This is a genomic window from Okeania sp. SIO3I5 (assembly GCF_010672085.1).
Lineage (GTDB): Bacteria > Cyanobacteriota > Cyanobacteriia > Cyanobacteriales > Microcoleaceae > Trichodesmium.
In genome coordinates this window covers 1-13,328 of sequence record NZ_JAAHHT010000102.1, presented here as the reverse complement: position 1 = coordinate 13,328, position 13,328 = coordinate 1, and the positions used below count along the sequence as shown (strand labels likewise).

The following is a 13,328-nucleotide window of genomic DNA, read 5'->3' as shown; positions in this document are numbered from 1 at the left end:
ACCAATGAAAAATTGGCAAGTTTCTGATTGGGAAAAAGAAATTGACCGTTTATTTATTGCTGGATATCAGACAGTAGATGAAAATAAACGCCGGGAAATTTACGGAGAATTTCAACAAATTGTTGCTGAACAATTGCCTATATTTTTTTTAGTAAATCCTCTTTCTCTCGAAGCAGTTCGTAATCATATTGATAATTTAAAATTTTCTGCTATTGGTGGAGCTTTTTGGAATATTGAGGAATTGAAAATTCAGGATAAATAAATTGTTTCTATTGTTCAATAGTCAGCAGTCAGTAGAAAGAGCTGATTATTATCATTTTTGAGACTGTTTCTATTGTTCAATAGTCAGCAGTCAGTAGAAAGAGCTGATTATTATCATTTTTGAGACTGTTTCTATTGTTCAATAGTCAGCAGTCAGTAGAAAGAGCTGATTATTATCATTTTTGAGACTGTTTCTATTGTTTAATAGTTATAGCTGAGAAAGAGTTGCTTAGGACATGGACTGATGATGAACCTTAGACTGGGAAATGTTTTTCTAACTGTTCCCTGTTCCCTGTTCCCTGTTCCCTGCTATAGCAGTCAGTAGAAAAAGCTGATTATTATCATTTTTGAAACTGTTTCTATTGTTCAATAGTCAGCAGTCAGTAGAAAGCTCTTTTTATGATGAATTTCAGACTAGGAAATGTTTGTACAACTGTTCCCTATTCCCTATTCCCTATTCCCTATTCCCGAGCACTATATTTCTGTATTTTTTCCAAAAAAATTTTCCAAAAGTAATTTTTAGTGCTATTATAATCAAAACTTTTATTTCCTTACAGAAAATGATGAAGAAAAAAAACCTAGCAATAACATTAGCTACAGTTGTTTTTCTAACAGCCTGCGATGTTGGTAATAATAGTGATATTAAACTGAGGAATTATGATTATCCAGGCACTATTAATCATAGAAAACTGACAAGAAGGAATGCCAGGGAAACTAATATTAATACCAATTATATTGTGAGGTCTTGTCAAGAATTTATGGAATATCAAATGGGATTTCCTCGTAATGGGCGGTGGTCATCTGTGGAAGATATAACTAAAACTCAATCCGGTTGGCAATGGCAAGGTTGGGTAGAATTTGATGGAGAAAAAAACAATTTTGTCTGCAATATCGACGACAATGAAGTAACAGCATATACTTACAAAAAAGAAACCTATCCTGATAGTTTTCCCGAGCGCTTATATGAATATGAAAATCCGACTAATGCCAGTAGTATTGTGAGTTCTTGTCAAGAATTTATGAAATATGAAATGGGATTTCCTAGTAATGGGCGGTGGTCTTCGCAAAAAGATGTGAGGAAAACTATAGAAGGTTGGGAGTGGCGAGGATGGATAGATGTTTATGGAGAAAGAAATAAATTTGTATGTAATGTTGATAATAATGGGGTTAGAGTTAGCACTAATTTTGAAGATTCCTATAATTATGAATATGAATATAATTACACCTATTAGTAGGTATATCTTGAAAAATATCAAATTATACAATATGGTGGTTATGCGTAAGTCCTGATTAATTTACACTCAGACATTCAAATAAGAAACTGGGTTTATTGCCACAGTTATTTTCAGACACAAAGTTTAGTCGATTAACCCCGTTTTTCCGTAAGTTCTATTTAACAGTATGAAGTTAACTACTGGAGAGTAAAAAGTTCTTCTCAAAAAAGATTTACTTTCATTCTTGAAAGTATTACTGATAAAAGCTTACCGAAAAATCAATGTATAAAGCCTCTCCTTTAAAGGAGAAAAAAAAATCCTTTTTAACCAATCCTCTTCTTTTTAAGAAGAGATAATTATTAATTATTAATTGTTAATTATTAATTATTAATTATTGAAAGCACATACAGCTCTTTCTAGAAAGTTTCTAATTTTGGGATTGTCGATAGCGATTGCTAGCAATCGCTATTCCAAGAACTTTGTACTGTCTAGTTAACTATCAGGTAAAATCAAGTCAAATTATCCAAACTATCTAACAATGAACTCGATCGCTAAACTATTAGCTAAAATTCCCAAAAACATCCTCTGGAGTTGCCTAATAATATTAGGACTAACCCTGACTCAAATCTCTAACTACTTACCAACCGCAACTGCTCAACAACCATCCTTCTTTTCCCCCAGAGAATTTCGTGGAGTCTGGGTAGCATCCGTCGCCAACATTGACTGGCCTTCTCAACCAGGTTTACCCGTTGCCCAACAAAAAGCAGAATTACTCAATATCCTCAACCGGATGCAGGAACTAAACCTCAATGCTTTAGTATTGCAAGTTCGACCTAATGCAGACGCTCTCTATAATTCCGCCATCGAACCCTGGAGTGGTTGGTTAACCGGAAAACAGGGAACTCCTCCCCAACCATATTATGATCCCTTAGAATTCGCGATCGCCGAAAGTCATAAACGGAACATCGAACTTCATGCTTGGTTTAACCCTTACCGCGCCCAACTTACTCCCAGAGATGGTTCCTTTTCCTCGAACCATGCAGCAGTCAAATATCCCCAATATGCTTATAGATACGGCAAAAATATTTGGTTAGATCCTGGAGCGAAAGTCATTCAAGACCAAACTTTCAACACTATTATGGATGTGGTGCGGCGTTACGATATTGATGCCATTCACTTCGATGACTATTTCTATCCCTATCCTCAAGCAGGGCAAGAATTTCCCGACTATCAAACCTATAATGCTTATCAAGCATCTGGTGGCACTCTTTCTCTATCTAACTGGCGACGACAGAATGTGAATAATATGGTGCAACGTCTTTACGAAGGTATTCACGCTGAGAAACCTTATGTTAAATTTGGCATTAGTCCGTTTGGCATTTATCGCCCAGGCAATCCTCCCGGTATTGTAGGTTTCGATCAATATGAAGGTTTATATGCTGATGTGAAATTATGGATGGAGAAGGGTTGGGTGGATTATTTGGCACCCCAACTTTATTGGCGGATCGATCCTCCTCAACAGAGTTATCCAGCGTTGTTAAACTGGTGGTTGCAACAAAACCCCCAACGTCGTCATATTTATGCTGGAAACTTTTTAAGTCAGTTAGAAGTTTCTGGTTGGTCAGTATCTGAGTTTGAGAGACAAGTTGCTCTTTCTCGTCAGAGAGCAAGTCAACTTTCTTTAGGAAATATCTTTTTTAGTATGAAGATGTTTCGAGATAATGTAGCGGGTGTAAATAATGTGTTCAAAAATTCAGTTTATCCGACTCCAGCATTACCTCCAGCGATGCCGTGGTTAGATAATCAACCTCCGGCACCACCCACAGGAGTACAGGTGAATTCTGATGTTATTAGTTGGAATATTGATGATACTGGAGATGTTCGTTCTTGGGCGTTGTATCAGCAAAATGGTAATCAGTGGGCGCTGGTGCAAGTATTAAATTCTGCTACTAATGCGGTGAGAGTGACGCCCGGAACTTATGCTTTGCGGGCAGTCGATCGCTTGGCAAATGAAAGTTTGGAAGAAGTGGTAACGGTGCAGTAATTCAGAATTCTAAATTCTGAATTGAGAAATTGTTTTTGGGGAATTTTGAGCAATCCTCCAAAAACGTTTCTCCTCAAAAAGTAGGAACGTTGGATAACAAAAATGCGTTTTCTTATAGGGAATGCTCCGCAAACATGTCGCTCCGCTAACGCGGAGCGACAGCGTCAGCAAAACGTTTGTACAGGGTGATCATTTTTTCAATGTAGTTCATTGTAGGGGTTTGGTCTCCAAACCCCCAGACTCCCCTGTTCCCTATTTCCTCTATTCGCTCAAAATATTAATGGTTGTTAAAAAACCAGGTTTTTGCTGATTAACGAAAGCTCATATTCGAGAGTCAAAATATCTATTGATATTTTGATAGTTACTCAAATAAGGGTTTATCAAGATCAGAGCAAGCATCCCCAGTTAACTTAACTAACTTATCTTGTTTCCTCTGTGGATTTTCTTCTTTTATAAGAGTATTATATTCATCTTGAAAATTTTGATTCACTGTTTTAAAGTCTACAATGTTCAAGAATTGAGACTTATCATTATCACGTATACCATAAACAAAAAGACAAACAGGTTCTTCATTTCTACTCGCCTGAATGAGTCGTGCCAGAAGCGTTTGAGAATTTCTTTTTGATATAGGTTTGATAATACCAGGAATTTTTCCTTGGTAATCTACATTTTTGAGAACACTAATATCTTTTTCTGGAGATACGCCTTTATTTAGCATTCTATCCGTAGGTTGATCGTCTGTATAAATTATAGAAGTTTGTTTAGATTTTCCTTTTAATCTCTGAACAAAAAAAGCTCTGAGTTGATCTGTTCCATCTTGTTTAGCGAAATCAGAAGATGTCTCTGACCATCCTGTGATTTTGACCAAAACCCACCCCGATTTATAATTACTAATATCTATTGGAGGATAGATAAAGTCTATAAATTGTACAATACTAAGAGTAATTTTTATGGTGTAAAAAACAGCAATAGGAATAAGAAGAATCCGCGTACTATTTTTACCGATAAATTTGAGAAATCTTTGTAATAATTCGATCAATTTGTCCAATAAATTTTGTTGATTTGCTTGAGTGTTTTGATTGTTTGGATTTTGTGGATTAGTCATTAGTTGTACCTAATGTTTAAGTTTGGGTGTTCGTAAATCAAGAGGTGAAAATTTCAAGGCCATTCAAAGCGATCGCTTTGAATACCCGACTAAGAATGTTACTCCTAGTAGAAAATTACCTTTTTAATTACTAATACCCTAATATCAAAAAGCTAGATGCTTTTCCGGAACAAACAACTTTACTTATCCACTCCACAGGATAAACCTAACAAAGTTTCATTAATGGATAATGGATAATGGATAATGGATAATGGATAATGATAATTACCTCTCCCTTTTAGGGAGAGGATTGGCGCTCAAGGAAAAGATTGATTTTTTTTCCTTGAAAGGGGAGGCTTTAAACCTGAATTATTTAATTATTTAATTGCTTAATTATTAATTATTTTGGTAATTGCTGTTGGGTTTCCTACGTCAACCAAACCTACGCTTATTACATTTTTCTAAATCGATAGTTTGAAGGAATTTTATAATGAAAATAAAAACTTTTTTACATCTGACTTTTTACAGTATCTTTTGGGTCTGGAATGTAGCATTTTTAGGACTTGTCTATTTCTGGATTTTACCAACTATTGGAGACTCTTTAATTGAAGCTACATTTTCTGGTTTAATCCCCTATCACTTTTGTATATCTTTTATCGGTATAGTGGCAATTCCAACTATTTGTACTATCTTTGGGGGATGGCTTTTTCGCAAACAACCTCTACAATTAATCCGGTTATTTTATGGTGTAGAAGCACCTTTATTTTTACTATGTTTATTGCGTTTATTTGTACTGCGAGAAATTACTCAAGGCAGCACTTTAATTTTAGGCACAATATTAGTTAGTATTATTGCTTTTGCTCTAGAACTTTTATATGGTTATGCAAATCGAAATCGGTTAGCATCATGGTTACAATTGTTTGCCCACACTCTCATGTTATTAACTGGTTTATATGTGGGAATATTGTTGCTATTTTATGCTGTGCCAGTATCTGTAATGTTGGTAAGAGAGTTTTTCTCTTTTTACTGGTTGAAAGGAATTATTTCTGAGTTGACTTACGCTCCTAGCTATGTATTTACATTGGTTTTATCTTTATTTGTATTAGCTTTAACCACAACTTTATTTGTATTTATGCCTTCAGCAATGGCGAGTTTATACGTTCATTCTGGGCAAAAAATATTGAGAATATTTGCTTTTCAACATGGGCATGAACGTACATTTCAAGGTGCTGTTGCTGTAATAATTGCTTGGATGATTCTATTTGTTTCATTTCAACAACAACCTCAAGTTGTAGCTTTTCAAATGTTAGATTTACCAGTCAGAAATCAGAGCGATCGCCAAGAACTTTTGGCTAATTCTAATTTAATTAAAGATGGATTGGTTAATGCCTACTTATCCTCATATCGTTATCTAAGTACGGTTGCCAGAAGTAGTCAAATTCGGATCATGTACAGAAGCACTTTTGGTTTACCAGAATCAATTAATCAAGGATTACAAGATTATTTCAATCATCTTATGTCACCTTTCTTATATAAAGGTTCGGATAAAGATAAAGAAAAGGCAGCAAAACTATACAGTGATTTTTTCGATACGCCTATTCAAAAAGCAGAAAAAAAAGCAATTATTAATGCTATTCAATCCACAGCAAATCAAGATGAAGTCAAAGCTGGATTATTAAATATTGGGGAGCAAAAAGTCTGGCTGAAAAATCAAGAAATTACAGTTACAGAAAATGGAGATTGGGCAGATATAGAATTATATGAAATTTACGAAAATCAAACCTTTGAACCTCAAGAAATTCTCTATTATTTTACCCTCCCAGAAAGTGCAGTTATTACAGGTATTTGGTTGGGTGATACTGACAACCGCGCTCAACGTTTTCCTTTCAAAGTTTCTCCCCGTGGTGCAGCACAAAAAGTTTATAATTCCCAAGTCCGACGAGAACGTCCGATCGATCCTGCTCTACTCGAAAAAGTCGGACCTCGACAATATCGTTTGCGAGCATTTCCCGTACCAGCAAAATTGTCAGTAAGGGAACGAAAAAATAACTCGGAAAGACCAACACAAATGCACTTGTGGTTAACTTATCAAGTAATGGCAAAAGATAATAGTTTTGCTTTACCGGAGTTGACAGAAAAACGTAACATCTATTGGAATCAAGACACTAAACGAATTTACAACGCCAAGTCTGTCAGAGGCGATCGAGAAGCATGGTTGCCACCGAGTCTTCCCGCAGTTGCTGAAACAACTCCACAACAACATCAGATAAATTTCGCCAATGGATATCAAATTTCTGCTCAACCGTTAGTAACGCCAGAAAAATTTTTACCAGAAAGCGAACGGTTTGCAGTGGTTGTGGATACTTCCTACAGCATGAGAACTAAAACCAAAGAACTAAAACAGAATATTGACTGGTTGGTGGCAAATGGTTTTGGAGACCTGAGTTTTGGTAACGGTGATGCAGACATATATCTGACTGATGTTGGTTTTCCACCCGAACGCATTGATGATATTAGTCAGTTTGATGCTGAGAAAATTACATTTTTCGGTACGCTCCAATATCAAGAAATGCTGCAACAGTTTCTCCAGTTACGAGGGGATACTCGCTACAATGGTTTGATATTGGTGACAGATGAGGGTAGTTATGAACTTTCCGATGACAGTCAAGAAATGCCGAAATTATCTGCACCTTTGTGGATGTTGCATTTGGGAGCGATGCCTCCTGCTTATGATGATGCCACATTAAAATTGATGCAAAAAAGTGGGGGTGGTGTGGCGACAAAACTTACCGAGGTATTCCAACAAGTGACGGCAAAATCAAAATTAGGAAAATCTGTTGTTAGTGTGGCAGATGGATATGCTTGGTTTATGGAGAAAAAATCTGGCGAGGAAATAATAGAGGAGAGTTTTACTCCCCTAGCAACTGAACGGTTAGTTAGAAAAAAATTGAACTTGCTAGACAAATCTCGTGGGGAAACAACAGAGGATAATTTTGCTCCTCTGGCAGCTCAAAAGTTAGTTTTGGGGTTGAGTAAAAAAATAAATTTGGAAACTTTGGAGGAGTTGGATGCTATTCACGCGATCGCCAAGACTTATAAAATTGTTACGCCTTATTCTTCAATGATCGTTTTAGTGAATGATGAACAACGGGAAGCACTCAAACTTGCAGAAGCAGCGGCAGATCGTTTTAATCGGAAGGTTGAGGATGGCAAGGAGCAGTTAAGTAATCCTAATAACCCGTTGGATGCTGCAAGTGTACCCGAACCTGGTATGGTATTCGGAATGGTGGCAATGGGGTTTTTCTTATTTATTTTGAAAAAAAAGTAGAAAAATTCTAGTAGACTGACACATCTAAAATAGGTGTAGGTTGGCTTGCTCACACGGATTATGCCACGGATATACGGATTAATAATTGAGAACTTTTGGTTGAATACGGAATCTGAAAAGATGCTTTTGTAGTCTGTAAAAAAAGCGATCGCTAAAACCTAATTTCAATAGGGAAGCGATCGCTAAAACCTACAATATAGTTACTCCCTATTCTTCGATGATAGTTTTGGTTAATGATGAACAACGGGAAGCTTTTAAAGGTGGGGAAGTAGGGGGAGATGGTTTTCTGCGTCAAGTTTAAGATGGTAAGGAGTTGTTGACGGAGCCGAAAAATTTGTTGAATAATGTTAGTTTACCCGAACCTGGTATGTTGTTGGGGATAGGTGCGATGGGATTTTTCTTGATTTATTTTGTTAGGGAATAGGGAATAGGAAGTAAATGTCTTGTATCTATAATTAGAGATGGCATAAACGCCAAGAGTCATCTGAAAGATAACTTCAGCTATTAGCCAAGGATTTTAATCTTTGGCGAGCCATCTTTGTCATCTACCCAGAAATAAATTTCCGAATTGCATAGCAGAAGTCCTGATCATAAAGAGGGCTAGAGGTAAGAGAATATAATTAGGCAAAGTAGGTCATGTTTGAAATTAATGGCTATTTTAAATTAAGAGGCATTTTTGTCATCCGCTAAGAAATAAATTTCTGGGCTGCATAGCAGTTGAAAATTTCCCAAAAGCGATTGCTCTATAATCAAATTATATTTTAATTAATAAAATCAAAACTACCAATGACCAGACAATCTCCAAACCCTTCTCAAAATAATTCTTCACGACCTGCATATATTGTCTTCTTAGCACTAATAGGGGCAATAATAACGGGGGCAGCAAATTTTACTACTGTGGTTGACAATATTATTAGTATTTGTAAGACAGACATTATTATATGCCGCTTTTTTAAATCAGATATCACAAAAAATCCAGAAGATAAAAAATATGATGTTATTCGTGAATCCGATCCTCCTTCGACTAGCGAAAAAGCGAAACCTACAAGTGACGTTCCCTTGATTCCTCCTGTTCAATTTTCACAGCTGGTTTCTAAAGATTCCTATAACAAAGGTCTTGCTTACTATAAGCAGGGAGAATATCAACAGGCGCTCGCTGCCTATAACCAAGCTATTCGACTCAATCCCAAATTTGCTGATGCTTACTATAACAGGGCTATTGTTTACGATGACCTAGGTGAATATGAAAAAGCGCTCGCTGACTATAACCAAGCTATTCAACTTAATCCCAAATTTGCTAATGCTTACTATGGCAGGGGTCTTGCTTACTATAACCAGGGAAAATATGAACAAGCGCTCGCTGACTATAACCAAGCTATTCGACTCAATCCCAAATTTGCTGAAGCTTACAATAACAGAGGTCGTGTTTACTATAACCAGGGAAATTATCAACAGGCGATCGCTGACTATAACCGAACTATTCAACTTAACCCCAAATATGCTTATGCTTACTATAACCGAGGTCTAATTTACGAGCTTAACAAGAATATTGAAAAAGCCATATCAGACTTTGAAAAAGCTGCTAACTTATACAAACAACAAGGAAATCAAAAGTGGTATCAAAACTCTCTAGATCAACTCAAAGAATTACGAGGAAATTAGTATTTGTACGCCCTTGTTGAAGTAACAAAACCCAACATCAACCCAAAACGCCAAAGTGTTGTTGGGTTTCACTTCCTTCTACCCAACCTACTTTTATCGAGTTCAACTATTTTTGAACAACTCAGCATAGATATCATCCTCAGTCAAAAATCAGAAACCGGAGGAACATCACCTCCATTAATCCAATTTATCATCAAATAACGATGAACCAAATGAAAAGAGCGATCGCTTTTTTTTAGCTGCCCCATTCCCCTACAGAACATTAAGTGCTATAATACCGATCTAAAAGAGACTCAATCAACTTTGATGAAGCGCGAAAAGTAGTTTCTTTGAGAGCAGCAATAGCTTCGGAAAAATCTACTAGATTTTGTTGAGCTGCGCGATCGAGAATGCCAAGCAACCCAGTCACTTTTAATCCTTTATTGCGGGCAACTTTTCTACCTAAAGCTTCATCCATTATCATTAAATTTGCTCCTTGCTTGAGAGCCAAACAAATAGCAGTTTTTTCCCCAGCATTGAGAATATCTAAATCTTTGTCCGCAGAAACCGTAACATCTGCAATTATTATCCACTTGGGAGGCGTTTGAATCCAATTTCTTACCACAGTAGGCGATCGCTCGTCCGATAATTCTTGTTCGACTATTCTAGGAATGATAACTTGTCCGTAAAGTTGAGGCAACAGTTCAATTTCGCCGATTAGTAGTAAATAACAAATGGGTGAAGTATCCGAGACAACTATCATAACTTTTTGAGTTTACCTTCTTGCTCTAGTAGTTCGTGGGTTTGGCGATCGCTAATGAAATCCTCTTCGTCGTAATCTAAATCGACTCCTTTAGCTTTGAGAAATTTATCCGCTTCTAAAGGAGTGGAAAAACCTAATATTTCTCGTAACTTACCGTTACTAATCGAACCTTCGCGATAAGCTTCTACTACTATTATTTCTATTAACTTACGTTCTAAATTTCCCCATTTTTCTTTTAGGAAAGATGCAAGTTCGTCTGGCAAAGCAATCTGGATTTGCTGCATGAGTTACTCCTTTTGTTGTTAATTAATTATACTATAAAAGTATTGATAGTGGATAATTGATAATGAAAGAATATTTGTAGGTTGGGTTGAGGTAACGAAACCCAACATCAACCGAAAATGTAAAGGTTTTGTTGGGTTTCCCTCCGGGAAGCTCCGCTAACACTGTTGTTCTACCCAGCCTACTTTTATCCAGTTCAACACTTCCCAAAATCTGACTTGCTTGAAGCCAAAATTCAGATTCATCACCAGAAATCAGAGTTATTAGCACTTGGGTTCCTTCCAGCAACTCTGACGGTTCCAACAATTCGATTTTGCCTTGTTTAACTCTACCCCAAAATGTCTTTAACATTTTTGTTTTAATAATTTACAGACTAAAATTAAATTATAATCTATAGTATACCATAAATCATATAAGTTCTAGAAAATATATAACCATGACATTTATTAGCCCCAAAACTGACTTTGCCTTTAAAAAAATATTTGGTTCTGTTCACAGTCAAAAAATCCTGATTAGCTTTCTCAATGCCATAGTTTATAACAATCAAAATGTTATTCAATCTCTCAAAATCATTAACCCCTATAACCCTGGAGTTACTAACACTATCAAAGATACTTATTTTGATGTCAAAGCACTTTTAGATAATGGCTCTAACGTGATTATTGAAATGCAAATATTGAATGTAGCAGATTTTAAAAAACGAGTAATTTATAACTTAGCCAAAGCTTATGGAAATCAATTAGACGTAGGGCAAGGTTATATGATGTTGCAACCTTTTATAGCTTTAACAATCGCCGATTTTGTTTTATTTGAGGACATTGATAAAATGATTACTAAATTCAGATTTAAAGAAGAGAAAGAATCGGTTTATTACGAAGATGAATTGACATTAATGTTTGTAGAATTACCCAAGTTTGAAAAAGAATTGTCAGCCTTAGAAACCCTCAGTGATAAATGGATATATTTTATTAAGTCGGCTCCAAATTTAGAAGTAATACCAGAATCATTGGAAGAAGTATCAGAAATAGAAGCAGCATTAAAGATAGCAAATCGAGCTAACTTAAACAATAAAGAATTAGAGGAAGTAGAGGAACAAGAGAAGTTGATGAGAGATAAACAAGGACAAATTAGTTTCGCGAGAAACGAAGGACGGGAAGAAGGAATTGGTATTGGAAGGGAAGAAGGAATTGGTATTGGAGTAGTGAAACAAATCTTACGTCAAATTCGCCGAAAATTTGGAGAAATATCTCCAGAAATTGAGACTCAGATAGAACAATTATCTTTGGAAAAATTAGATATTTTAGGTGAAGAAATTTTTGATTTAGCAACAATAGCAGACTTGGAAAACTGGCTAGCTAATAATTGATAATTGATAATGGATAATTGATAATGAAAGAGTTGTTGAAATCTCTAGCTTTCTATCTCACTCTCTATACTAGCGAGGAGGAAGTAACACTATTTACTGTAAATAGTTTTTGAAACAAGAAAGTGCTAGGATATTTCTTTATATTCAATTCCCTCACGGTTTTTACCAGACGTAATTAATTATCCATTATCCATTATCCATTAATAAACTAACCTACCTTTATCAAGTTCAACACTTTCCCAAAGCGATCGCCTAATTCCTTACGTTTTGAGCATTAATTTAACTATTGAACAATAGTCTGGAGTGGAAACTGGCAAGGTAGCGCTCGCCTAATTCCTTACGTTAGTCTTGAGAGAAAGTTGGAAAGGTAGCGCTCGCCTAATTCCTTACGTTTTGAGCATTAATTTAACTATTGAACAATAGTCTTGAGAGAAAGTTGGTAAGGTAGCGCTCGCCTAATTCCTTACGTTTTGAGCATTAATTTAACTATTGAACAATAGTCTTGAGAGAAAGTTGGTAAGGTAGCGCTCGCCTAATTCCTTACGTTTTGAGCATTAATTTAACTATTGAACAATAGTCTTGAGAGAAAGTTGGTAAGGTAGCGCTCGCCCGCTCCCGCATTGTTTTGATAATTCATTTAACTATTGAACAATAGTTTTGAGAGAAAACTGGTAAGGTAGCGCTCGCCTGATTCCTTACGTTTTGATAATTCATTTAACTCATTTAACTATTGAACAATAGTCTTGAGAGAAAACTGGTAAGGTAGCGCTCGCCTGATTCCTTACGTTTTGATAATTCATTTAACTCATTTAACTATTGAACAATAGTCTTGAGAGAAAACTGGTAAGGTAGCGCTCGCCTGATTCCTTACGTTTTGATAATTCATTTAACTCATTTAACTATTGAACAATAGTCTTGAGAGAAAACTGGTAAGGTAGCGCTCGCCTGATTCCTTACGTTTTGATAATTAACAGGACTTACCCAGATTCTTAGACAATACGCTATCCGCAGAGGGCTTTCTTCCATTCGCCCCTAATAGATATGGCGGTTCTGCCTAAGTCCTGGTTAATTTAACTATTGAACAATAGTCTTGAGAGAAAGTTGGAAAGGTAGCGCTCGACCGCTCCCGCATTGTTTTGATAATTCATTTAACTATTGAACAATAGTCTTGAGTGGAAACTGACAAAGTAGCGCTCGCCCGAACGCTCAGTTTTGAGCATTAATTTAACTATTGAACAATAGTCTTGAGTGGAAACTGACAAAGTAGCGATCGCCCGAACGCTCAGTTTTGAGAATTAATTTAACTATTGTCCAATAGTCTTGAGTGGAAACTGACAAAGTAGCG

Annotated in this window: 9 protein-coding genes and 1 pseudogene; 6 read left to right on the top strand and 4 right to left on the bottom strand. The window is 36.1% G+C overall.

Annotated features, from left to right (window positions below):
• From F6K40_RS21680 to F6K40_RS21670, 3 genes and pseudogenes are all read left to right on the top strand, one after another.
• Positions 1-262, top strand: a pseudogene (locus tag F6K40_RS21680) (ABC transporter substrate-binding protein); the annotation flags it as partial.
• Between the two features lie 559 nt (positions 263-821).
• A complete protein-coding gene (locus F6K40_RS21675) occupies positions 822-1,493 on the top strand; it encodes a hypothetical protein (protein WP_293139179.1) in 672 nt (223 codons plus the stop codon).
• 520 nt (positions 1,494-2,013) lie between these two features.
• Positions 2,014-3,519, top strand: a complete 1,506-nt coding sequence (locus tag F6K40_RS21670; protein ID WP_293139178.1) for a glycoside hydrolase family 10-like protein — start codon at positions 2,014-2,016, stop codon at positions 3,517-3,519.
• A 361-nt stretch (positions 3,520-3,880) separates the two neighbouring features.
• On the opposite strand, the gene F6K40_RS21665 is transcribed toward F6K40_RS21670, so the two are convergent.
• Positions 3,881-4,624 carry a hypothetical protein gene (locus F6K40_RS21665; protein WP_293139177.1) on the bottom strand — a complete coding sequence of 248 codons (744 nt, stop codon included), beginning with the start codon at positions 4,622-4,624 and terminating at the stop codon, positions 3,881-3,883.
• Between the two features lie 469 nt (positions 4,625-5,093).
• Between F6K40_RS21665 and F6K40_RS21660 the strand changes: the two genes are divergently transcribed.
• Both F6K40_RS21660 and F6K40_RS21655 read left to right on the top strand, forming a co-directional pair.
• Positions 5,094-7,931, top strand: a complete 2,838-nt coding sequence (locus F6K40_RS21660) for a TIGR02921 family PEP-CTERM protein (RefSeq protein WP_293139176.1) — start codon at positions 5,094-5,096, stop codon at positions 7,929-7,931.
• Between the two features lie 786 nt (positions 7,932-8,717).
• Positions 8,718-9,593: a tetratricopeptide repeat protein gene (locus F6K40_RS21655; protein WP_293139175.1), complete on the top strand. Its 876-nt coding sequence runs from the start codon at positions 8,718-8,720 to the stop codon at positions 9,591-9,593.
• 262 nt (positions 9,594-9,855) lie between these two features.
• Here the strand turns inward: F6K40_RS21655 and F6K40_RS21650 are convergent, their stop codons facing one another.
• From F6K40_RS21650 to F6K40_RS21640, 3 genes are read right to left on the bottom strand one after another with little or no spacing between them, the layout of a single operon-like run.
• Positions 9,856-10,335 (bottom strand): PIN domain-containing protein, encoded by a 480-nt coding sequence (locus tag F6K40_RS21650; protein WP_293139174.1) that lies wholly within the window; start codon positions 10,333-10,335, stop codon positions 9,856-9,858.
• On the bottom strand, positions 10,332-10,619 hold the full coding sequence (locus F6K40_RS21645) for a UPF0175 family protein (protein WP_293139173.1): 288 nt from the start codon (positions 10,617-10,619) through the stop codon (positions 10,332-10,334). Before F6K40_RS21645 ends, F6K40_RS21650 begins: the two co-directional genes overlap by 4 nt.
• Before the next feature lie 31 nt (positions 10,620-10,650).
• Positions 10,651-10,968, bottom strand: coding sequence for a hypothetical protein (locus tag F6K40_RS21640; protein WP_293139172.1), 318 nt, complete (start codon positions 10,966-10,968; stop codon positions 10,651-10,653).
• Positions 10,969-11,053: 85 nt separating this feature from the next.
• On the opposite strand from F6K40_RS21640, the gene F6K40_RS21635 reads away from it, so the two are divergent.
• Positions 11,054-11,983 carry an Rpn family recombination-promoting nuclease/putative transposase gene (locus tag F6K40_RS21635; RefSeq protein ID WP_293139171.1) on the top strand — a complete coding sequence of 310 codons (930 nt, stop codon included), beginning with the start codon at positions 11,054-11,056 and terminating at the stop codon, positions 11,981-11,983.
• Positions 11,984-13,328: the final 1,345 nt, after the last annotated feature.